The sequence below is a fragment of the Klebsiella ornithinolytica NBRC 105727 = ATCC 31898 genome, from assembly GCF_001598295.1.
Classification (GTDB): Bacteria; Pseudomonadota; Gammaproteobacteria; order Enterobacterales; family Enterobacteriaceae; genus Klebsiella; species Klebsiella ornithinolytica.
Window position 1 is genome coordinate 220,770 of the sequence record NZ_BCYR01000007.1, and the last position, 22,033, is coordinate 242,802.

The 22,033-nt window shown below is 59.0% G+C and carries 17 protein-coding genes; 10 read left to right on the forward strand and 7 right to left on the reverse strand.

The genetic code is table 11. From position 1 onward, the window contains the following. The first annotated feature begins 33 nt into the window (after nt 1-33). Complete coding sequence (locus tag ROR01S_RS15745; protein ID WP_044023557.1) at nt 34-912, forward strand: helix-turn-helix transcriptional regulator; 879 nt, start codon at nt 34-36, stop codon at nt 910-912. 15 nt (nt 913-927) lie between these two features. Next, nucleotides 928-1,971, forward strand: coding sequence for a hypothetical protein (locus tag ROR01S_RS15750; RefSeq protein ID WP_064359668.1), 1,044 nt, complete (start codon nt 928-930; stop codon nt 1,969-1,971). Here ROR01S_RS15750 and nfsB read toward each other — a convergent pair. The 3 genes from nfsB to ROR01S_RS15765 all read right to left on the reverse strand — a co-directional run bounded on the left by nfsB (nt 1,968) and on the right by ROR01S_RS15765 (nt 3,711). Further along, the gene (gene nfsB / locus ROR01S_RS15755; RefSeq protein WP_015584949.1) at nt 1,968-2,621 is read right to left on the reverse strand and encodes an oxygen-insensitive NAD(P)H nitroreductase; all 654 of its coding nucleotides are present in this window, start codon (nt 2,619-2,621) and stop codon (nt 1,968-1,970) included. The two genes, ROR01S_RS15750 and nfsB, sit on opposite strands and share 4 nt — an antisense overlap. A 128-nt stretch (nt 2,622-2,749) precedes the next feature. Next, nucleotides 2,750-3,130, reverse strand: a complete 381-nt coding sequence (locus ROR01S_RS15760) for an MmcQ/YjbR family DNA-binding protein (RefSeq protein WP_004859171.1) — start codon at nt 3,128-3,130, stop codon at nt 2,750-2,752. Further along, entirely contained in the window at nt 3,130-3,711 is a 582-nt protein-coding gene (locus tag ROR01S_RS15765; RefSeq protein ID WP_004859175.1) for a TetR/AcrR family transcriptional regulator, read from the reverse strand. The genes ROR01S_RS15760 and ROR01S_RS15765 overlap by 1 nt, the downstream gene beginning before the upstream one ends. Before the next feature lie 190 nt (nt 3,712-3,901). Here ROR01S_RS15765 and ROR01S_RS15770 point away from each other — a divergent pair, with 190 nt between their 5' ends. Beyond that, on the forward strand, nt 3,902-5,002 hold the full coding sequence (locus ROR01S_RS15770; protein WP_064359669.1) for an MBL fold metallo-hydrolase: 1,101 nt from the start codon (nt 3,902-3,904) through the stop codon (nt 5,000-5,002). Nucleotides 5,003-5,032: 30 nt separating this feature from the next. Further along, on the forward strand, nt 5,033-5,374 hold the full coding sequence (locus ROR01S_RS15775) for a RamA family antibiotic efflux transcriptional regulator (protein ID WP_004859189.1): 342 nt from the start codon (nt 5,033-5,035) through the stop codon (nt 5,372-5,374). Nucleotides 5,375-5,415: 41 nt separating this feature from the next. Here ROR01S_RS15775 and ROR01S_RS15780 read toward each other — a convergent pair whose 3' ends face one another. Next, a complete protein-coding gene (locus ROR01S_RS15780) occupies nt 5,416-7,557 on the reverse strand; it encodes a TonB-dependent siderophore receptor (RefSeq protein WP_032717170.1) in 2,142 nt (713 codons plus the stop codon). Between the two features lie 154 nt (nt 7,558-7,711). On the opposite strand from ROR01S_RS15780, the gene ROR01S_RS15785 reads away from it, so the two are divergent. Continuing rightward, nucleotides 7,712-9,334, forward strand: coding sequence for an alpha/beta hydrolase-fold protein (locus ROR01S_RS15785; RefSeq protein ID WP_004859195.1), 1,623 nt, complete (start codon nt 7,712-7,714; stop codon nt 9,332-9,334). Here ROR01S_RS15785 and ROR01S_RS26345 read toward each other — a convergent pair. Continuing rightward, entirely contained in the window at nt 9,263-9,511 is a 249-nt protein-coding gene (locus ROR01S_RS26345; RefSeq protein WP_004859198.1) for a DUF1158 domain-containing protein, read from the reverse strand. The genes ROR01S_RS15785 and ROR01S_RS26345 overlap by 72 nt on opposite strands. Before the next feature lie 500 nt (nt 9,512-10,011). On the opposite strand from ROR01S_RS26345, the gene ROR01S_RS15790 reads away from it, so the two are divergent. From ROR01S_RS15790 to ROR01S_RS15800, 3 genes are read left to right on the forward strand one after another with little or no spacing between them, the layout of a single operon-like run. Then, nucleotides 10,012-12,735: a cation-transporting P-type ATPase gene (locus ROR01S_RS15790; protein ID WP_004859205.1), complete on the forward strand. Its 2,724-nt coding sequence runs from the start codon at nt 10,012-10,014 to the stop codon at nt 12,733-12,735. Nucleotides 12,736-12,795: 60 nt separating this feature from the next. Further along, the gene (locus ROR01S_RS15795) at nt 12,796-13,875 is read left to right on the forward strand and encodes an efflux RND transporter periplasmic adaptor subunit (RefSeq protein ID WP_004859208.1); all 1,080 of its coding nucleotides are present in this window, start codon (nt 12,796-12,798) and stop codon (nt 13,873-13,875) included. A gap of 14 nt (nt 13,876-13,889) precedes the next feature. Further along, complete coding sequence (locus tag ROR01S_RS15800; protein ID WP_004859212.1) at nt 13,890-16,982, forward strand: efflux RND transporter permease subunit; 3,093 nt, start codon at nt 13,890-13,892, stop codon at nt 16,980-16,982. A 152-nt stretch (nt 16,983-17,134) separates the two neighbouring features. Here ROR01S_RS15800 and ROR01S_RS15805 read toward each other — a convergent pair whose 3' ends face one another. Together ROR01S_RS15805 and ROR01S_RS15810 are read right to left on the reverse strand one after the other, a co-directional pair. After that, entirely contained in the window at nt 17,135-17,863 is a 729-nt protein-coding gene (locus ROR01S_RS15805; RefSeq protein WP_369974017.1) for a phosphodiester glycosidase family protein, read from the reverse strand. A gap of 83 nt (nt 17,864-17,946) precedes the next feature. Continuing rightward, a complete protein-coding gene (locus ROR01S_RS15810; RefSeq protein WP_004859217.1) occupies nt 17,947-19,062 on the reverse strand; it encodes a YbdK family carboxylate-amine ligase in 1,116 nt (371 codons plus the stop codon). Between the two features lie 333 nt (nt 19,063-19,395). Between ROR01S_RS15810 and ROR01S_RS15815 the strand changes: the two genes are divergently transcribed. Together ROR01S_RS15815 and ROR01S_RS15820 are read left to right on the forward strand one after the other, a co-directional pair. Beyond that, on the forward strand, nt 19,396-21,060 hold the full coding sequence (locus ROR01S_RS15815) for an ABC transporter substrate-binding protein (RefSeq protein ID WP_064359670.1): 1,665 nt from the start codon (nt 19,396-19,398) through the stop codon (nt 21,058-21,060). Nucleotides 21,061-21,077: 17 nt separating this feature from the next. Then, nucleotides 21,078-22,031, forward strand: coding sequence for an ABC transporter permease (locus ROR01S_RS15820; RefSeq protein ID WP_004859222.1), 954 nt, complete (start codon nt 21,078-21,080; stop codon nt 22,029-22,031). The last annotated feature ends 2 nt before the right edge of the window (nt 22,032-22,033 follow it).

The following is a 22,033-nucleotide window of genomic DNA, read 5'->3' on the forward strand; positions in this document are numbered from 1 at the left end:
TACTGGTATTGGTACTACCATGCTGGAGTCAATATGACGGGAATGCCGCAACGTGAAACGGTGCCGATAGCGCCCGACGATAGCCGTAAGCAGCTGGGCGCCTTTCTGCGCTCCCGGCGTGAAAGCCTTGATCCGCAGCGTCTTGGCCTGCCGCGAGTAGGGCGGCGGCGCACGCCCGGGCTGCGCCGGGAAGAGGTGGCGATGCTGGCCGATGTCGGCGTGACCTGGTATACCTGGCTGGAACAGGGGCGGGAGGTTAATCCGTCGGAATCGGTACTGGTGGGCGTCGCGAATGCGCTGCAGTGCAGTCCGCTGGAGACGCGCCATCTGTTCGTGCTGGCCGGTCTGACGCCGCCGGAAACCACGCAGGTCAACGTATGTGAAGGGATCGCTCCGGGGACCCGGCGGATGCTCGATAGCCTGATGCCGCAGCCGGCCAGCATCCAGAAACCCAATTTCGATATCGTGGCGTGGAACGACAGTTTTTGTCGGCTGATGGGCGTCGATTTTGCCGCGCTTCCCGAAGAAAACCGTAACTGTATTTATCTCTATCTCACCCACGAGACCTGGCGCAGCCGTATTGAAAATCGCGATGTGCTGCCGACGTTTGTCTCCTATTTCCGCGCGGCCATGGCCGAACACCGGGGCGACCCGCTGTGGGAAAATAAGCTGGCGCGCTTTTTTGCCGCCTCCGCCGAATTTGAAACGCTGTGGCATCAGCGTTATGACGTCCGCGGCGTGGAAAATCAGGTGAAGAATTTCAATCATCCCCAGCTCGGACGCTTTAGTCTGCAGCAGATGTACTGGTATTCCGCCCCGCGTAATGGCTCCCGGCTGCTGGTATACCTGCCGATGGACGACGCCGGCGAGCAGGCGCTGGCATGGCTGGATAAACAGGATTCTCTCTTATAGCGACAGGGAACGCAGATGAACGTAACCAGGAAACAACAGCGGGTGATTCAGCAGGCGCTGGATGAATGGCAGGCCGCGGGGGAGTTGAGCCACGCGGAAAGCCAGCGGCTGGCGGGCACTTTGCGCGTGAGCACCTTTGACTGGCAGCGACTGAGCCGCTATGCCTTCTGGACGGCGCTGGCCTGCCTGCTGATCGCGCTGGGCAGCCTGTTCGCCGATAGTGAACTGATTGCCTGGCTGGTGAGCCTGTTCAGCGACTCGGCGCTGGCGCGGATTGCGCTGCCTGCGGCGGTGGCGCTGGTTTGCTACCTCTGGGGATTCCGTCGCCAGCGGCAGGCCTCGCACTGGCACTACAGCAGTGAGGCGATTTTGTTTGTCGGCGTGGTGTTTACCGCGCTGGCGCTGTGGCAACTCGGCGTGCGGCTGGATGACGGCAGCGGCCATATTGCGCCACTGTTTCTGGTCGGCTGCGCTATTTATGGTGCTATCGGCCTGGCGGCCCGTTCCGGGCTGGTGTGGCTGTTCTTCCTGCTGGCGCTGGGCAACTGGTTCGGAGCGGAAACCGGCTACCTGGCGGGGTGGGGGGCCTACTGGCTGGGCATGAACTATCCGCTGCGTTTTGTGCTGTTCGGTGGCGTGCTGCTGGCGCTCTGTTTTATGCTGCAAAAGTGGCTGCTTCCGCGCCGGCTGTTTACCGTCAGTAAGGCCATGGGCCTGACGTATCTGTTTATCGCGCTATGGATTCTGTCGATTTTTGGCTATCGGGATCCCGACGCCTGGTACAGCATTTCACCGCTGCAGCAGCTGCCGTGGGCGCTGTTATTCGGCGTCGCGGCGGGCGTCTGTATTTATATCAGTCTGAAAACGGATGACGGAATGCTACGCGGTTTTGGCCTGACCTTCCTGGCTATCAATCTCTATACGCGTTTCTTCGAGTTTTTCTGGGACGGGATGCACAAGGTGCTGTTCTTCCTGATCCTCGCCGTTTCGCTGGCGGTGATTGGCCGCTATGCAGAACGAATCTGGCACGCCGGCGAGCGGCGTGCGCGGGGAGATTAAATCTCGGTGATGGTGGTCGCCTGCGGCAGGCGTGATTTCGGCAGCGTGGCGTTGAAATCTTCCACGCTGTGGTGGCCGACCGGAACGATAACCACGCTGGTAAAGCCCTGTGCGGTCAGGTCAAATTCGGCGTCAAGAATCGCGGCGTCGAACCCTTCAACCGGCACGGCATCCAGCCCCATTGCCGCGACGCCGAGCAGGAAGTTGCCGACGTTGAGGTAAACCTGCTTCGCCATCCAGTGGTTGTCGTCATGCAGATCTTTACGGTGCATATCGGCAAAGAAAACGCGGCCTTTGTGGTTAGCGGCTTTGGCTTCCGGAGTAGCGAAACGTCCGTCGGCCTCTTCCTGGTCCACCACGCGCTCCAGCCAGGCGTCGTCCATGGCGGTTTTGGCACAGAAAACCACGACATGAGAAGCATCAAGAATTTTACGTTCGTTGAAAACATAGGTGCCGCTGGCGGCTTTCGCCACCCGTGCTTTCCCTTCATCCGTGCTGGCAACGATAAAGTGCCACGGCTGGGAGTTGGTGCTCGACGGGCTGTATTGCAGCAGTGTTTTCAGCTTTTCCGCTTCTTCAGCCGTCAGTTTTTTTGTGGCATCGAAGGCTTTTGTGGAGTGACGCTTTAAGGCAACGGAGACGATATCCATAACTCTTCCTCACGGTTTATGCTCAAGATAATTCGAGTTTACAGCCCCTTACGGGGCGTTTAGTGGGAGAAGAGTACAGCGAAGGCGGGGAAATGATAAGAGACAAAAATGCGATAACACTTATCGCGCTAGCCTGAAAATCCTTCCGGACGGAGCCGAATCCGCTCTTTTTTTGTCAGCTTATTCACCACCTGATTCCATGAATCATCGATAAGTTCGGCCAGCAGATCCTCGCTGATATCCTCGCCGGGGACGACGGTGATCCAGTGTTTTTTGTTCATGTGATATCCCGGCTCAATACTGCGGTAAATCTCCCGATTGAGCAGCGATTTTTGCGGATCGGCTTTCAGATTCACCAGCGCCCGACCGCGAAGGGTCATGGTGAGCATAAAAATGCGCCCGCCAACTTTGAACACGTCATACTCCGGGCCGAACGGCCAGCAGTGTTCGGTAAACGGATAGCTGAGCGCAATCCGGTGGGCGCTGGCGTGCAGCGAAGCGCGGTCCATCAGGCGTCGTTCTCGTGAAGCGCTTGCCACATGGTCTCAAAACCGAGGGCGATCAGCTCGCGGGCGCGCTGCGGATCGTGGCTGGCAAATTCGATAGTGGTTTCCGCCAGCGAAAGAAACAGGGCGTCGCCAAAGGCGCTGTAGGCGTCGCTGAGAAAGACCGGCTTGACCGATAGCTGACACATTTCGTTGAGCTCGGGGAACATCTCTCTCACGCGGGTTCGGGTTTCATCGGTGATGCGTTCGCTGAGCGCCATCCGGCGAATCGCCTTGTGCTCCATCGGGTGGCGAATACTCCAGTCGATATAGCTGTCCCAGATATTGCGGGCGTTCTCTTTCGGCCGTTTTTCGTTTGGCGTCAGTCCGGAGACCATCGCTTTAACTAACCCCGATTTGATCGAGAGGTACAGTTCGTTGAGTAACTCATCCTTGGTGGCGAAATAGCGGAACAGCGTCCCCTCGGCAACCCCGGCGCTACGGGCAATGGCCGATGTTGAGGCGGCGATACCCGACTGGGCAAAGGCGGCCGTTGCGGCCTCCAGCAACGCTTGTTTTTTATCTTCACTCTTAGGACGAGCCACTACATTTTACCTCACGCGAAATCAAACCCCGATCTAACCACGCCATGTCATGGCACTGCAACGGTGGATGTTAAAAAATTGAAAATCGTCTTGACGACTTTCATATTCGTCTTAATAATGAGTGCTTACTCACTCATAATCAAGTTATATCACTAAACTCTCATAATAGGGAGTTTCATCTGGTCAGGTTATGAACCGTGTCACTTTCAGCGTGGTCGCCATTATGTTATTAGCCTCAGCAACAGCTTTGCCGTTTGTCTTAAATGCCGGGTTTGGCCGGGCGCCGCAGGGTGCGCAGCTCAGTCTGGTGGAACAGTCGCCACACTATCGCGATGGCCAGTTTCATAATCAGCTCCCCACGCCGGGCTTCACCGGGCAGAAAAATATGCTGGCCGCCTGGTGGGAGTTTCTGGTGACTAAACGCGAAAATGCCCGTCCCGCGCAGCCGCTGCCGCTGGTCAATACCGATCTCGCCAGCCTGCCAATCGGGCAGGATACGATGGTGTGGCTCGGCCACTCCTCCTGGTATGTGCAGCTGGCGGGGAAACGCATCCTGATTGACCCGGTCTTCAGCAACTATGCCGCTCCGTTCTCATTTATTAATAAAGCTTTCCCGGGTGACTATCCGTGGCGTGCGGAGCGTATGCCGGAGATAGACCTGCTGATTATTTCGCACGATCACTACGACCATCTGGATTACGCCACCATCAAAGCGCTGATGCCAAAAATCAAGCGCGTGGTGACGCCGCTCGGCGTGGGATCGCATCTGCGCTACTGGGGCATGGAGAGCGCCATTATCAGCGAAGCGGACTGGCATCAGGCGGTGCAGATCAGCGACGAGCTGACCGTGCATGTGCTGCCGGCCCGTCATTTCTCCGGTCGTGGGCTGAAGCGCAATCAAACGCTGTGGGCCAGCTTTATGTTCGTCACCCCGCAGCAGAAGATTTACTACAGCGGCGATAGCGGTTACGGCCCGCACTTTAAAGCCATCGGCGAACAGTTTGGCGCCGTGGATCTGGCGATTATGGAGAACGGCCAGTACGACCAGGACTGGAAATACATTCATATGATGCCTGACGAGACGGCTCAGGCCGCCGACGATCTCCGCGCGCGCGCGGTGCTCCCGGGGCATGCGGGGCGCTTTGTGCTGGCGAAACACAGCTGGGACGATCCTTATAAGCGGCTGGCTGCGGCCAGCCAGCAAAGACCGTGGCGGTTGTTAACGCCGATGCTTGGCGAGCCGGTTTGGGTTGCCGATAAGACGCAATCATTTACTACCTGGTGGCAATAAATACGGGTTTGATTAAAGAGGAGAGGACTTATGACTATTTCCGCTCAGGTGATTGAGACTATCGTCGGGTGGATTGATGACAATTTGCATCAGCCGCTGCGTATTGATGATATTGCGCGTCACTCTGGTTATTCGAAATGGCATCTGCAACGACTCTTTTTGCAGTACAAAGGGGAGAGTCTGGGGCGCTATATCCGCGAACGTAAACTGCGGCTGGCGGCGCGCGACCTGCGCGACACCGATCAGCGGGTTTATGATATCTGCCTGAAATACGGCTTTGATTCACAGCAGACGTTTACCCGCATTTTCACCCGCACCTTTCATCAGCCGCCGGGTGCCTACCGCAAAGAGAATCACAATCGCGCCCACTGAGGCGCGTCCGCCGGAAAGACCGGCGGACGCATTTTGAGCTTCTACCAGGCGTAGTTTACCGTCATCGTCACCGTACGACCCACGCCATAGAAACAGGCGCTATCGCCGGCGCACGAGGCAACATATTTAGTGTCGGCGATATTGTTGATGTTGAACTGCGCTTTCGCCCCTTTCAGGCTCGAGCTCAATTCGCCTAACTCATAGCTGACCATCGCGTCATACAGATCCACCGCCGGTACCTTGAAGGTGTTTTTCGCATCGCCGTAGCTGGTGCCGATATAACGCACGCCAACCCCAGCGGTCAGGCTTTTTAGCGCGCCATTGGGCAGGGTGTAGCTGGTGAACGCCGAGGCCATATGGGTCGGAATGCGCGCCGGGGTTTTCCCTTCGGTGCCGGCGACGGTGGTATTCACGGTTTCCGCGTCGGTCCAGGTGTATGAAGCAATCAGGTTGAGGTTGTCAAAGAAGGTGGCGTGCGCTTCGGCTTCCACCCCCTTCGAGCGGACCTTACCGCTGTTCTCATACCATCCCGCCGCGCTGTTCCAGGTCGCAACGTTGCTTTGGGTCAGGTCGTACATCGCCAGAGTCATCAACGCCGTCGGCGTAGGCTGATATTTCACACCCACTTCCACCTGTTTCCCTTCGCTGGGATCGAACGGAGCGACGCCCGGCGCACGATTGGTTTGCAGGTTGGGTTCGAAGGAGGTGCTGTAGCTGATATAGGGCGACAGGCCAAAGTCAAAGGCGTACAGCAGACCGGTACGCCAGGTAAACTTGCTGTCGTTTTTCTGGGTGCGACTGCTGTCGGTAAAGTCAGTGGTACGCACTTCCGCCCAGTCATAGCGGCCGGAAAGCAGCAGCTCCCAGTTTTCCAGGCTCAGCTGATCCTGCAGGTAGAGGCCAACCTGATCGAGATTCTGCTGTTCATCGCTGGCGGTACGGAAGGTGCTTTCATCGACCTTCACACCATAGACCGGGGCACGCCAGTCGAGATCGTACTGTGAACCGCCGGCGCGACCGAGGTACTGCTTATCCTTGCTGGTTTTGTAGTCCAGGCCGCCGAGAACGGTGTGCGCCAGCTGACCGGTCGTGAACTGCGCCTCAAGCTGGTTATCGATACCGAACTCATCGGTTTGCCGCTCCTCATGCTGGGCGCGACGCGAGAGCACGGAGCTGTTGGCTGCGCTGTTGGAATAGACCAGATAGCGATATTTCTGCTTTATCGTCCCATAGCGCGCGTTCTGCCGTAGGGTCAGCATGTCGTTGAGCTGATGCTCAAATTCATAACCGATGAGAGTCTGCTCGCGCCAGGATTGGTTGTAGCCGGGGTCGCTGACGTTAAAGTCGCGCGGAATATAGCTGCCATCGACGCTGTTGACGGTGCCGTAGCGCGGCAGGAAGTTGCGATAACCGGCGTCGGGATCTTTTTGATAGCTGGTCAGCAACGTGAAGCGCGTCGCATCGTTGGGATACCACGTCAGCGCCGGCGCAATGGCGATGCGCGTCTCTTTATAATCCTCGACCTGGCTGTTCTGGCTGCGGGCGATACCGTTGAGGCGATAGAGCAGGTGGCCGTCGTCGCTTAACGGCCCGCCGACATCAAAGGCGCCTTCCGCCAGATTGTCGTTGCCGGTACGGAACTGGATTTGATGCACCGGCTGGCTGGTGGGACGCTTGCTGGTCATGCTGATAAGCCCGCCGGGGTTGACCTGGCCAAACAGCACCGAGGCCGGGCCGCGTACCAGCTCGACGCGCTCCAGCAGCCACGGATCCATTGTGCCGGTTTGCGACGACGCGGTGGCGCCATAGCTCAGGCCGTCGAGATACTTCGGTACATAGCTGAAGCCGCGGACGAAGACTTCGTCATTGCGGTTGGACGATCCGCGATACTCGGTGAACACCCCGGCGCTATAGCGCAGAGCCTGTGACACCGACGTCACGTCCAGCGCCGCCATCTGATCGCGGGTGATGACCGAGACCGACTGCGGGGTTTTCACCAGCCCGGCGGCGGTTTTCGTCGCGGAAAGCGTTTTCGTCGCCACGATCCCTTTGACCGGCGCGGTGGGATCTTCATTACTGCTCGCGGTGACCACGAGGGTCTCCTCCGCCAGCGCCTGCCCGGCGAGTGTCGCCACGGCAAGACCCGTGACCCAGAGTTTAGTTATCTTATTATATTTAAACATTTTATTTGCTATGTCCTTGGTTGAAATTGCCATAATCATCCCTTTCCCCCATCAGAAAAATCTAATGGCCTGAACGAGCGGAGTTGATGTTATTGCAAATCATTACCATTTGCATTAGCGTTAGTAACAAATTTTTACAGGGATAAATCGGGCGATGAAAATGGCATGGGGTGGTCTGCTGATCGGCATGAGTGCGCTACCGGCGGTGGCAATGAACTGCGAATCTTCTTCGCGGCAGGGAGAGCTGCAGGGAAAATTCGATGCCAGCGGCGAAGTCTGTTTTGATCTGCCGACGTTAGGGGAAAACTACGTTTCGGCGACGATTTCCGGGGTAACGGATGCCCGCCTGCTGGATGAAAATAACCGTCGGCTGCGTACGCTGCTGGCGGGAGGGCCGCCGGATGGCGAGCAAACGCTGCTGTTCTCCCTGCCGGTGAACCGCGCTTCAGCGCTGGTGCTCCACGGCGAAGAAGGCACCCGCTGGCATTTCCGCTGGCGGATGAAGGAGACCACCGCGCTGGCGAAAACCCAGGCACTGGATCCCGTCAGTCCCCGTTTGCAGCAGCTGATGCAGGAGCTGGCGGCGGGTGGCTCTACGACGCGTTTCTGGCAGGAGCGCGAACAGGAAGGGACGCCGATGGTGGAACCGGTGGATGCAGGACACAAGCGCGTCACCTTCCTGTGGCGCGGGGCGAGAAAAAACGTCTTCCTGCTGGGATCCCCGGCGGGCGATCACGATCCGCTGTTTCGGCTTGGTCATTCCGATGTCTGGTTTCGCAGCTACGTGGTACCGGCAGATACCCTGATGCAATATAAGCTGGCGCCGGATGTCCCGCAGGTCGACGGCGTCGGGCACGAGCAGCGGCGGGCGATTCTGGTCAGCGCTCAGGCCGATCCGCTGAATCCGAACAGCGTCAACCGCGCCAGCGATCGCTGGAACCGCTATTCGCTGCTGGCGCTCAATCCGGCGCGCTACTGCACGCCGCAGCGTAGGGCGCAGCCGTTGCGCTATGGCACTTTGACCCGCCATCAGCTGCGCAGCGATTTTTTGCATAATACCCGGGAAGTGATGATCTACCGTCCGCGCCTGCCGCAGCCCGCGCGCTGGACGCTGATGTTGTTTGATGGCAAAACCTATCAGGATGAATACCGCTTCGCCAACGTGCTGGACAGCCTGATCGCCAGCCATGTGCTGCCGCCGATCAACGTGGTGTTTATTGATAGTCTCGATCACCCGCGCCGGGCGAAAGAGCTGCCGCCCAACCCCTTCTTCGCCGATTTTATGGCCCATGAGCTGCTGCCCTGGCTGCGACAACAGGGGCTGGATGCCATTCGCCAAAAAACCGTTGTCGCCGGCTCCAGCTACGGCGGCCTGGCCGCATCGTGGGTCGCGCTGCGCTATCCGCGGCTGTTTGCCAATGTCCTCAGTCTGTCGGGCTCTTACTGGTGGGCGCCCAAAGGCGAGGAAGCCGGCTGGCTGACGCGCCAGTATCAGCAGTCGCCGCGCTATCCGATACGTTTCTGGCTTCAGGCAGGCCGGTTTGAGACCTCGGGAGCCGATGGCGGGATCTACAGCAATACCCTTACCTTTGAACAGGCGCTACGCGATAAAGGCTATCGCGTCAGCTTCCATCCTTCATCAAGCGGCCATGATTATGCCGCCTGGTGCGAGGCGCTGGTGGCGGGAATGCGTGACTTTACCGGGTTAGCGCTCAAGGGAAAACCAGCGGCGCCAGACCCAACGCAACACCACATATTCTCCCGTGCCCAGCGCTAAGAACCACAGGCAAAAGAGCAGGGTATAAAACTGGTTGAGATCCATCAGATGGAAGGTATCGACCAGTTTTTGCGCCAGCGTTAACCCAAGGGATGGCGCTGGCAGCAGTAAACAAGAGATCAGGGCCAACAATAAAATGCCTGCGGCGGCGATCAGCGTTTCGAGCGGATGTTTCATTACTTGTTAATCATCAGTTAAAAAACATATTGTCAGGTATAATGACATTTAACGCAATATCCTTTCCTGAGTGATTATTTTACGCCATTATACGTAGCGCTAATATCAGGACTTTTATTCCTTCTGTTAATATTGTTGGCGTTATTTGTAATTAAATTAATAGCATCTTAATGTCAATTAACGTCATTATTAAAGAGTGTACTTTACAAAAGTATAGGTACTATATCCCACCAGCGTGGCAATACTGATAGCCAGCAGGATGTACAGCACCAGGCGGCGTCCGCGGTAGATTCCTGACATAATGAACCTCGTTTAATATATGTTTATTAATATTCTGTAATAGTTGTTTGAGGAATTAACTTATCACAGATTTTAAATTTTGCGAGGGCTGTTAATTGTCCTGGATCAATTTTCATCTCGCTATATAAAATCATATTCATTCATTGGCCAGAAATGATTTCAGGCTTTCCGAATAACGGAATTTATAAGGAAAATTTAATTTGACCAGAATCCATCATCCCCATAATTCGCCTCCTGCGGGAGATACTGCGGCACAGCCAGCCTACCGGCAGACCGTTGAACAGGTACTGGCGCAGAACCACAGTCGCGCCGAGGGATTGCATTCCGCCGAGGCCGCAGAACGTCTGGCCTCCTTTGGCCCTAACGCGCTGCCGGAAAAGAAAAGCAAGCCGGCCTGGCTGCGTTTCCTGGCCCACTTTAACGACGTGCTGATTTTCGTCCTGCTGGCGGCGGCGGCGCTGACGGCGGTGATGGGGCACTGGGTGGATACCCTGGTGATCCTGGGCGTCACGGTCATCAACGCCCTGATCGGTCACGTGCAGGAGAGCAACGCCGAGAAATCCCTGCAGGGGATCCGCAACATGCTCTCCAGCAATGCCCGGGTGCAGCGCAACGGTAAACACGAAACCTTGCCCACCCGCGATCTGGTGCCGGGTGATATCGTTATTCTGCGGGCGGGCGACCGCGTTCCGGCGGATATGCGCCTGATCGAAACTCACAACCTGCGTGTGGAAGAGGCGATCCTGACCGGCGAATCAACGGTGGTGGATAAAATCACCGATGCGCTGCAAGGCGAACTGCCGCTGGGCGACCGGACCAACATGGTGTTTTCCGGTACCACCATCAGCGCCGGCGGTGGCGTCGGCGTCGTGACGGCGACCGGGCAGGATACGGAGCTTGGGCATATCAACCAGATGATGGCCGGTATCGAGAAACATCGCACGCCGCTGCTGGTGCAGATGGATAAGCTGGGTAAAGCGATTTTCGTCATTATCCTCGCCATGATGGCGGCGCTGTTTGTCTTCAGCCTGGCCCTGCGTGATATCCCCATGGGGGAACTGCTGCTCTCCCTGATTAGCCTGGCCGTAGCGGCGGTCCCGGAAGGACTTCCGGCGATTATCTCGATCATCCTCTCCCTCGGCGTGCAGGCGATGGCGCGCAAACACGCCATTATTCGCAAGCTCCCGACGGTAGAAACGCTGGGGGCGATGACCGTCGTCTGTTCGGATAAAACCGGTACGCTGACCATGAACGAAATGACGGTCAAAGCGATTATCACCGCCGACTGCTGCTACCGGGTTGAGGGTGACAGCTATGAGCCGCAGGGCAATATCTATCTGGAAGGCAGCGATGAGCCGGTACAAATTCATGCCGGAAGCGTACTGGAAACGTATCTGCGTACCATTGACCTGTGCAACGACAGCCAGCTGGTACAGGACGCGCGCGGCCTGTGGGGCATCACCGGCGGCCCGACCGAAGGGGCGTTAAAAGTGCTGGCGGCGAAGGCAAAGCTGCCGCCGGTTGAGACGCAGCTGATTGCCAAAATTCCGTTTGATTCACAGTATAAGTACATGGCGACGCAGCAGAGAATCGACACCGCTGAGCGTGTGTTGATCACCGGCGCGCCGGATGTGATTTTCGCGATGTGCCGCGAGCAGATGACAAAGCAGGGGACGGTTCCGTTCGAGCGCCAGTACTGGGAGGATGAGATCTCTCGCTTCGCCAGCCAGGGGCTGCGCATGGTTGCCGCCGCCTGTAAACCGGCGCGCGCCGGCAGCACGACGCTGACCCACGACGATCTGCGTGAGGGGCTGGTGTTCCTCGGCATCGCCGGAATGATGGATCCGCCACGTTCGGAGGCCATAGAGGCGATTCACGCCTGCCAGACCGCAGGGATCCGCGTGAAAATGATCACCGGCGATCACCCGCAGACGGCAATGAGCATCGGCCAGATGCTGGGGATCACCAACAGCCATCAGGCGATGACCGGCTATCAGCTGGAGCACATGGACGATGGCGAACTGGCGAAAGCCGCCGTGGAGTACGACATTTTTGCTCGTACCAGTCCGGAGCATAAGCTGCGCCTGGTCAAAGCGCTGCAGGATACCGGTGAAGTCGTCGGCATGACCGGTGACGGGGTGAACGATGCGCCGGCGCTCCGCCAGGCCGACGTCGGCATTGCGATGGGGATCAAAGGCACTGAAGTCACCAAAGAGGCGGCCGACATGGTGCTGACGGACGACAACTTCGCCACCATTGCCAGCTCGGTGAAAGAGGGGCGTCGCGTCTACGACAACCTGAAGAAAACGATTCTGTTTATTATGCCCACCAACCTGGCGCAGGGGCTGCTGATTATCATTGCCCTGTTAGCGGGGAACATTATTCCGCTGACGCCGGTGTTGATTCTGTGGATGAACATGGCAACCTCCGCCACGCTCTCTTTCGGTCTCGCTTTCGAAGCCGCGGAGCGCAACGTCATGAACCGCCCACCGCGGAAAACCGGCCAGCACGTCATGGATGGTTATGCCATCTGGCGCGTCGCCTTCGTCGGAACCATGATTGCCGTCGCCGCCTTTATTCTTGAGGCCTGGCTGGCGCCGCGCGGCCATAGCGCCGAGTTTATCCGCACCGTGCTGTTACAGATGCTGGTGACCGCGCAGTGGGTGTACATGATTAACTGCCGTCGCAGCGAGGGCTTCTCATTAAATACTGGCCTGCTGCGCAACAAAGGCATCTGGCTGGTCAGCGGCGTGCTGCTGCTCCTGCAGCTGGCGATTATCTACCTGCCGTTTATGCAGACGATGTTTGGCACCGAGTCGCTGCCGCTGCGCTACTGGTTTATCACCCTGGCGATTGCCATCGTGATGTTCCTGGTGGTGGAAGTCGAGAAGCGTCTGACCCGCCCGTTACGTAAAACCGCCTGATCCGCCCGGCGCCCCTCTCCGCTCAGGGGAGGGACGCCGCATCGCCAGCAAGGAATCCCGATGAGAAATATTTTGCGCCTGGTCTGCCTGACCCTTGGCCTGGCCGGTTACGCCCTGACGGCCACCGCCGCGCCCGCCATCCCGGTTCGCGCGACCGTCGTTCAACTGCTGCCGCATGTGGCTGAACGTCCGCTTCCCGGCCGCATTGAAGCGATTCATGACGTGGAGATCCGCGCACGCACGGAGGGGACCATTGTGCAGCGCCACTTCCAGGACGGGCAGTACGTCAGGGAAGGCGATCGGCTGTTCACCCTCGATGATGCCCAACCTCGGGCTGCGCTGGCGCTGGCCGGGGCCGAGCTGAAAAGCGCGCAGGCTTCGCTGCGTCAGGCCCAGCAGCTGCTGACCCGCTATCAACAGCTGAAAAACAATCACTCCATCAGCCGCAACGATGTCGATAACGCCCGGATGCAGCGCGATGTCGCCGCCGCCGCCGTGGAACAGGCGAAGGCGCGCGTCACCACGCAGCAAATTACGCTGGATTATACGCGCATCGACTCGCCGGTCAGCGGGCGTATTGGCCACAGTCGTTTTCATGTCGGCAGCCTGGTGGGGCCGACCAGCGGCATGCTGGTGGATATCGTCCAGCTCGACCCGATTCGCGTCTCTTTCGCCTTAGATGAAGCCGCCTTTTACAGTAAAGCCGGGCAGCATGCCGATATCGGCGCGCTGAAGCAGGCGTGGCTGGCGCAGATTGAACCCGACGGCAGGCGGGAAGATGGGGTGTTGACCTCGGTCGATAACCGGATTGATACCCGCACCGCCAGCGTCGTGCTGCGCGCCGAATTCGCCAATCCGCAGCATCGCCTGCTGCCGGGCGGCAACGTGCCGGTCATTCTTCGCCCGCGACAGGCGCAGGAGAGTTTGATGATCCCGGTTGCCGCCGTCCAGCAGGATGCGCAGGGGTTTTATAGCTGGGTGGTGACGGACCATAACACCGTTGCGCTGCGCCGTTTGACATCGGGCGGCCAGCAGGGGCAGCAGTTTGTCGTGGCGGACGGTCTGCAAGCGGGCGAGCGCGTGGTGACGGACGGCGCGCAGCGTCTGCGTGACGGCGCCGCCGTTCAGTTGCTGAAATAAGGAAAGGAGAAGGGATGCTGACGTTTTTTATTCGTCGCCCGCGTTTTGCGATGGTGATTGCGCTGCTGCTGACCTTTATCGGCGCGGTAGCACTGAAGCTGATTCCGGTGGAACAATATCCGCAGATTACGCCACCGGTGGTCAACGTCAGCGCCAGCTGGCCGGGCGCCAGCGCGGCGGACGTCGCCGAGGCAATCGCCGCGCCGCTGGAGACCCAGCTCAACGGCGTTGACCATATGTTGTATATGGAGTCCACCAGTTCCGATGACGGCACCTACAGCCTGAGCCTGACCTTTGCGGCCGGAACCGATGCCGATCTGGCGGCGATTGACGTGCAAAACCGGGTGTCGCAGGCGGTGGCGCAACTCCCTGTCGATGCGCAGCAGAACGGCGTGCAGGTGCGCAAGCGGGCGAGCAACCTGCTGATGGGCGTCAGCCTGTACTCGCCGCTGGAGACGCTCTCTCCGCTGTTCGTCAGCAACTACGCCAGCACCCAGGTGCGTGAGGCGCTGGCCCGTCTACCGGGCGTCGGCGAAGTACAGATGTTCGGCGCCCGTGATTACAGCATGCGCGTCTGGCTGCGCCCCGATCGCATGAACGCGCTGAATGTGACGACCGACGATATTGCCCAGGCGCTGCGGGAGCAGAATGTGCAGGGGGCGGCGGGGCAGGTAGGCACGCCGCCGGTGTTCAACGGTCAGCAGCAGACGCTGACCATCAACGGCATCGGCCGCCTGAGCGATGCGGAAAGCTTCAGCCAGATAGCGATCCGCAGCGGGGAACACGGTCAGCTGGTTCGCCTCGCCGAAGTGGCCACCATTGAACTGGGGGCGCGCAGCTACAGTTCCGGCGCGCAGCTGAACGGCAAAGACTCCGCCTATCTCGGTATCTATCCGACGCCAACCGCCAACGCCCTGCAGGTCGCCGACGCGGTGCGCGCCGAACTGACCCGCCTGCACAGCCGCTTTCCGGCGGATCTGACCTGGGAGGTGAAGTTCGATACGACGCGCTTTGTCGCGGCGACGATTAAAGAGATTGGCGTCTCGCTGGTGCTGACCCTGTTGGCGGTGGTGCTGGTGGTATCGCTGTTTCTGCAAAGCTGGCGGGCCACGCTGATTGTCACCCTGGCGATCCCGGTGTCGCTGATCGGCAGCTTTGCCGTGCTTTATCTGCTGGGCTATAGCGCCAATACGCTGAGCCTATTCGCCATTATTCTCGCCCTGACCATGGTGGTCGATGATGCCATCGTGGTGGTGGAGAGCGTAGAAACCCATCTCGCCGAAGGCGTGGGGCGTGCGGAGGCGACCGCGCTGGCGCTACGGCAAATCGCCGGGCCGGTGATCGCCACAACGCTGGTACTGCTGGCGGTGTTTGTTCCGGTGGCGCTCCTGCCGGGGATTGTCGGTGAGCTGTATCGCCAGTTTGCCGTCACTCTGTCGACGGCGGTGACGGTGTCGAGCATCGTCGCGCTCACCCTGACGCCGGCGCTGTGCGCGCTGTTGCTGCGTCCGCGTCCCGCGCAGCCTGCTGCCATCTGGCGGGCTTTTAACCGCGCTCTGGCGACGGTGCGTGACGGCTACGGGGCGCTGGTCGGGTGGATGAACCGTCGTCTGTGGCTGGCGCTGGTGGCAACGATCGCCGCCGCCGCTCTGGTGGCCTTCAGCTTTAGCCAGATGCCGAAAGGTTTTCTGCCGCAGGAGGATCAGGGCTATTTCTTCGCCAGCGTACAGCTGCCGGAAGCCGCGTCGCTGGAGCGTACCGAAGCGGTGATGGCCCAGGCGCGCGAGCTGCTGCTGGCCAATCCGGCGGTTGAGGATGTGATTCAGGTGTCCGGGTTTAATATTCTCAACGGAACCAGCGCCTCCAACGGCGGCTTTATCTCGGTGATGCTGAAGGAGTGGCATCAGCGGCCGCCGCTGAATGAGGTGATGGGCAAATTGCAGGGACAGCTGATGGGCCTGCCGGAGGCGACCATTATGGCCTTTGCGCCGCCCACGTTGCCGGGCCTGGGCAATGCGTCCGGGTTCAATTTACGCATTCTGGCACAGGCCGGGCAATCGACGGCAGAGCTGGAGCAGGTAACGCAGCAGGTGCTAAGGATGGCGAACCAGCATCCGCAGCTGAGCCAGGTGTTTACCACCTGGAGTAGCAACGTGCCGCAGCTGACGCTCAACGTCGACCGCGACCAGGCGGCGCGGCTGGATGTGCCGGTATCGCGAATCTTCAATAGTCTGCAAACGGCGTTTGGCGGGACGCGCGCCGGGGATTTCAGCATCAACAATCGTGTCTATCCGGTGGTGGTGCAAAACGAGATGCAGTGGCGCGAGCGGGCGGAGCAAATCGGCGAGCTGTACGTACGAAATCATCACGGCGAGCGGATTCGGCTGAGCAATCTGGTGACCGTCACCCCCACCGTCGGCGCGCCGTTCATTCAGCAGTACAACCAGTTCCCGTCGGTGTCGGTGAGCGGCTCTGCGGCACAGGGCGTCAGCAGCCGCACGGCGATGGCGGTGATGGAGCAAATTCTGCTATCGAATTTGCCGCAGGGGTATGATTACGCGTGGAGCGGCATCTCCTGGCAGGAGCAGCAGACCGGCAACCAGGCCATCTGGATCGTCCTGGCGGCGGTGGCGATGGCGTGGTTGTTCCTCGTCGCCCAGTATGAAAGCTGGACGCTGCCGGCCAGCGTGATGCTGTCGGTGCTGTTTGCCCTCGGCGGAGCGCTGCTGTGGCTGTGGATAGCCGGCTATGCCAACGATGTGTATGTGCAGATAGGGCTGGTGTTGTTAATCGCGCTGGCGGCGAAAAACGCGATATTAATCGTCGAGTTTGCCCGGGCCAGACGGGAAGAGGGGATGTCGGTGGTGGATGCTGCCCGCGAGGGAGCCACCCGGCGTTTTCGGGCGGTGCTGATGACCGCCGTCTCCTTTATCATCGGTATTATGCCGATGATGCTCGCCACCGGCGCCGGGGCGCAGAGTCGGCGGATTATCGGCACTACGGTGTTCAGCGGCATGCTGGTGGCGACGGCGATCGGGATTGTGTTTATTCCCTCGCTGTTCGTGCTGTTCCAGCGCCTGCGCGAATGGGGGCATCGGCGGATGTAAGCGCGCTTCTGTCGGCCAGCCTTGTCCTCCGGCCTCCGGTTCGCCGATTTCAGCGGACAGCTGGGCATCGCCGCATGTTTTGTGGTTTCTGAATGAGATGAGCTGCTGTTGCCGCCGCCACGGCTGGCGTGGTGCTACGGACAGCCAATCGGCTACGGGGACGGCTTGCTCTCCACCGTAATCAGGGTGACGAACGGGTGATACTGCCACGGTACGCTGCCGCCTTTCCGGTACATCTTTGAAATGGTGCCGTCGAGATAGAGCATCTGCCGCACGTTGAGCGTTGACTGCGCGTAGCAGGCAAAATCGTAGAAGTTGGTTTCGCGATCGCTGAGCATAAAAATCACCTGGCCCTGCCGGGTGATACCGACGCCATTGCGCAGCTTGCGTGAGCCGGCAGACGGCTTCAGACGCCAGTTTATTGTGCCGTTTTCAATCAGCATCGGGCCGGACTGCACGGCATAATCGATGCCCGGCGTCGGCTTAAATTTGTCGATACTGACGATTTTCGCCCGTTCGCCTTGCAGATAAAACACGCCGCCGGGGCGGATAAAAAAGTTGCCGCCGCCGGAAGCGCGATTCAGCGGAACTTTCTGCACGCCCTTTTCGATATACAGCCCCAGCGGCGCGTAGCTTTTCGCGTAGATACCGCCGTTCATCGCCATCTGCACGCGTCCGCTCTGATTGATATCCGCCAGCAGCGCACGCAGCGATCCGAAGGCCTCGCCATCCGCTTTTTTCCAGTACATCGCGATGCGCTCACGCTGCGGATTGACGGTATAGCTTTGTAGCGTCAGCGACGGGTCGGTGAGGGTGCATTTCCCGCTGGCCAGCGCGGAGAGGGGAAGCAACAGCGCTGGCAGCAGCGGCAGAAGGCGCAAAGTCATGAGAACGTTCCAGGTATGCCGCAGGAAGATGCGGGGCGGCGAAAGCAATATTGGCCGCAGTATACCTTTTTGCCGGACTATGCCGCCCAGATTTCGCAGTGCTTTTGCACCAGACCGATCAGCGAGCCGCCGGCGGCGACAAACTCGCGCATCTGCCGGGCTTCGCTCGTCTCCTGCTGCAGCTGGCGCCCGATCGCTGCAAGAGCGCTGGCGGCATTGAGGCGCTCGGCGTAGGGCATGAGACGAGGGATCAGCTGTAAAATCTCCTCGCGAAGCTGGCGCTGTTCGCCGCTGTGAACATCGGTAGTGATGCCCTCCAGACCGTAGCGACAGGCCTGGTAGCGGTTAAACGGATACAGCAGGTAGTCATCGGGATGATGTTTAAACGGCCTCTCCGTCAGCAGCCAACAGGCGAGGGTCTGGATGAATCCGGCGACATTGATCGCCTGCGCGAGAGTGAGCGGGGTATCCATCACCCGTACTTCGACGGTGCCAAAACGGGGGCTGGGGCGAATATCCCAGTGCAGATCCTTCATACTGTCGATCATGCTGGTATAGCTGAGGCGCCGGAATAAGCGGGTAAACTCCTGCCAGCTGTTGACCCACGGCATCGGCCCGTTGTCAGGATAGGCGGCGAACAGATTCAGACGCGAACAGGCAAAACCGCTGTCGGCGCCGTCGAGCCACGGCGAGGCCGCATTCAGCGCAATACAATGCGGAACGAAGCGCGACAGGCCATGTAAAAGATAAAGCGCATCATCGCCGTTCTGGCAGCCAACATGGACGTGCTGGCCGAATATCGTGGCCTGCTGCGCCAGATAGCCGAAGTGCTCCACGGTTTTCAGATAGCGCGGATTATCGCTGATTTGCTGGCGCTGCCAGGTCTGGAAAGGGTGGGTGCCGCCGCCGCAGATTTGCAGATGGTGGCGGGCGGCAGCGCGTAAAACCGCCTGCTGGATGGTGCCCAGCTGCGTCGCGGCCTGGTGGATATCGCGACAAATCCCGGTGGCGATTTCCAGCATGCTTTCGGTGATGTCATGTTTAGCCTCCCCGACGCTCAGGCCGCTTTTCACGTCGTCGATGAGCCGCGAGGAGTCCTGGCTCAGGTCGTATCCTGGCGGATTGACCACCTGAAGCTCCAGTTCAATCCCGAGGGTGAAGGGGGCGGAGCGGTGAAAGTCGGGTAGCGGCATGGTGACTCCCTGATTAGCGCGATAAACGAAGTATAGATGGGTTCGCCGCGGGCAGATCGCTGCGCGGAAATGATGAATTTATTTTATAAAAGTGATGTTAAGTGATTATTCCGGCTTTGCCCGTGCGGCAATAAACGGGCTGGTGCAATTGTGCAACTTATTTCACTCAGATGGTGCGTAAAGATAAGGGTTGTTTATTTTTTCAATTAAAATCATTCGGATATAATAGGTTGCTCTTATTTTATAAGCGCTTTCACACTTATTTTTCGCCCTGATAAACTGGTATGCATCTTGCCTGTTAAATAACGACTTTTATTTAACAGGGACAATGTGATGCTAAATAACACCGTACTTTTGCGCAAACGTCATCTCGCCGTTGCTGTGAGCGGCGCGCTGGCGCTCTTTGCCTCCCTGCCGTCCAGTGCCTCCACGCTGCGGATCGCCATGACCGCCGCCGATATCCCCCTGACGCTTGGGCAGCCCGATCAAGGATATGAAGGCAACCGCTTCACCGGTATCCCGCTATACGATGCGCTGGTCGAGTGGGATCTTTCACAGGGCGAAAAGCCCAGCGGCCTGGTTCCGGGCCTGGCGACGGAGTGGCACGTTGACCCGCAGAATCAACGTCGCTGGATTTTTACCCTGCGTCCCGGGGTGAAGTTTCATGATGGCAGCGAGGTGAACGCCGACGCCATCGTCTGGAACGTCGATAAGGTGTTGAACAAAACCGCGCCGCAATATGCGCCGGGGCAGATTGGCAATACGCTGTCCCGTATGCCGACGCTCAGCGGGGCGGAAAAAATCGATCGATATACGGTTGCGCTGACCACCTCCGAGCCAGATGCGCTGCTGCCGTACAACATCACCAACCTGTTTATTGTCTCGCCGACGGCCTGGCAGAAGCAGTATGACGCGGTAGCGGCCAGCATCGGCGATGCGGCGGCCCGCAGCAAGCAGGCGTGGACGGCGTTTGCCGCTCAGGCGGTGGGCAGCGGTCCCTTTAAAATGGAAAAACTGGTTCCGCGCCAGCAGCTGATTCTCGATAAAAACCCGGATTACTGGAATAAAGAGCGTATTCCACGGGTCGATAAAGTGGTGCTGATCCCGCTGCCGGAGGCCAATGCCCGTACCGCCGCGCTGCTGTCAAAACAGGTGGACTGGATTGAAGCCCCGGCGCCGGATTCGGTCGATCAGATTAAAGCTCAGGGTTTTAAAATCTACGCCAACACTCAGCCGCACCTGTGGCCGTGGCAGTTCTCCTTTGCAGAAGGCTCGCCGTGGAAAGATATTCGCGTGCGCAAAGCCGCCAACCTGTGCCTTAACCGCGCCGAACTCAAAAGCTATCTCGGCGGCTACATGACCGAAGCGACCGGCGTCTATGAAGCCGACAGTCCGTGGCACGGCCAACCCACTTTCCAGATCAAATACGACCCGGACGGCGCCCGCAAGTTGATGACCGAGGCCGGATTTAGCGCCGCGAAACCGCTGCACGTCACGGTGGCGACTTCCGCTTCCGGCTCCGGGCAGATGCAGCCGCTGCCGATGAATGAATACATCCAGCAGAGCCTGAAAAGCTGCTTCTTCAATGTCGATATCAAAGTGACGGAATGGAACACCCTGTTTACCAACTGGCGGCTGGGGGCGAAAGATCCGTCGGCGAAGGGGATCGATGCGATCAATGTCAGCGCGGCGGTGAACGATCCCTACTTCGGCCTGATCCGTTTCTCGACCGCCAAAGCCTTCCCACCGGTCGCCACCAACTGGGGCTATTTCGCAACGCCGGAGACGGAAAGACTGGCGACGGCGGTAAAACACGCCTTTACCCCGGCGGAGATGGACAAAGCGGCCGGTGAACTGCATGCGGCGCTGGTCGACCAGGTGCCGTTCCTGTTTGTCGCCCATGACGTTGGGCCGCGCGCGATTTCACCTGCGGTGACCGGGGTGGTCCAGCCACAAAGCTGGTTTATCGATCTCAGCCTGGTGAGTAAGAAAGAGTAACCGCACAGGGGGAACAGATGATCAATACGCTGCTATACCGCATTCTGCTGGCCATTCCGACGATGCTCGGCGTGGCGCTGATCTGTTTTATGCTGGTGCAGATTGCCCCGGGTGACCCGCTGGTTTCGGTGATGCCGCCGGATGCCTCCGAGGCGCTGCGCCAGACATTAATGCAGGCCTATGGCTTTGATAAACCGCTGCCGCTGCAGTTCGTGCACTGGCTATGGCGGGCGCTGCATGGCGACTTAGGCATGTCGGTGGCGACGGGCCGACCGGTACTTGGCGAAGTGCTGACGGCGGTCAGCTATTCGCTGCGTCTGGCGCTGCTGGCAACCATTATCGGCTTTGTGCTGGGTAGTCTGTTTGGTTTTGTCGCCGGCTACTTTCGTAACAGCATCGTTGACCGCCTGGCGTCACTGCTGTCGGTTTTCGGCGTCAGCGTGCCGCATTACTGGCTGGGAATGCTGCTGGTCATCGTCTTTAGCGTCAAGTTTTCCCTGCTGCCGGCCACCGGCGGCGGACCGATTGGCGAGATTGGCTGGCAGTGGGACCGGGAGCATCTGCAGTTCATGCTGCTGCCGGCGATTACGCTGTCGGTGATCCCGACCGGGATTATCGCCCGCACCGTGCGTTCGCAGGTGGCGGATATTCTTAGCCAGGAGTTTATCGTCGGCCTGCGCGCCCGCGGGCTGAACGAATCGCGCATCTTCCTCCACGTAGTGAAAAACGCCGCGCCGACCGCGCTGGCGGTGATGGGGCTGCAGGTGGGGTATTTGATGGGCGGATCGATTCTCGTTGAAACGGTCTTCTCCTGGCCGGGGACCGGCCTGCTGCTGAATACGGCGATTTTCCAGCGCGACCTGCCGTTGCTGCAGGGAACTATCTGGGTGCTGGCGCTGTTCTTTGTGCTGCTCAATCTGCTGGTGGATATCCTGCAAACCACCCTCGATCCGCGAATTAAGAGGAGCTGACT

Bases quoted from the DNA above. Each gene is read 5' to 3' on its own strand.
- ROR01S_RS15745 (WP_044023557.1), top strand. From the start codon at position 34: ATGACGGGAATGCCGCAACGTGAAACGGTGCCGATAGCGCCCGACGAT.
- ROR01S_RS15750 (WP_064359668.1), top strand. From the start codon at position 928: ATGAACGTAACCAGGAAACAACAGCGGGTGATTCAGCAGGCGCTGGAT.
- nfsB (WP_015584949.1), bottom strand. From the start codon at position 2,621: ATGGATATCGTCTCCGTTGCCTTAAAGCGTCACTCCACAAAAGCCTTC.
- ROR01S_RS15760 (WP_004859171.1), bottom strand. From the start codon at position 3,130: ATGGACCGCGCTTCGCTGCACGCCAGCGCCCACCGGATTGCGCTCAGC.
- ROR01S_RS15770 (WP_064359669.1), top strand. From the start codon at position 3,902: ATGAACCGTGTCACTTTCAGCGTGGTCGCCATTATGTTATTAGCCTCA.
- ROR01S_RS15775 (WP_004859189.1), top strand. From the start codon at position 5,033: ATGACTATTTCCGCTCAGGTGATTGAGACTATCGTCGGGTGGATTGAT.
- ROR01S_RS15780 (WP_032717170.1), bottom strand. From the start codon at position 7,557: ATGTTTAAATATAATAAGATAACTAAACTCTGGGTCACGGGTCTTGCC.
- ROR01S_RS15785 (WP_004859195.1), top strand. From the start codon at position 7,712: ATGAAAATGGCATGGGGTGGTCTGCTGATCGGCATGAGTGCGCTACCG.
- ROR01S_RS26345 (WP_004859198.1), bottom strand. From the start codon at position 9,511: ATGAAACATCCGCTCGAAACGCTGATCGCCGCCGCAGGCATTTTATTG.
- ROR01S_RS15795 (WP_004859208.1), top strand. From the start codon at position 12,796: ATGAGAAATATTTTGCGCCTGGTCTGCCTGACCCTTGGCCTGGCCGGT.
- ROR01S_RS15800 (WP_004859212.1), top strand. From the start codon at position 13,890: ATGCTGACGTTTTTTATTCGTCGCCCGCGTTTTGCGATGGTGATTGCG.
- ROR01S_RS15810 (WP_004859217.1), bottom strand. From the start codon at position 19,062: ATGCCGCTACCCGACTTTCACCGCTCCGCCCCCTTCACCCTCGGGATT.
- ROR01S_RS15815 (WP_064359670.1), top strand. From the start codon at position 19,396: ATGCTAAATAACACCGTACTTTTGCGCAAACGTCATCTCGCCGTTGCT.
- ROR01S_RS15820 (WP_004859222.1), top strand. From the start codon at position 21,078: ATGATCAATACGCTGCTATACCGCATTCTGCTGGCCATTCCGACGATG.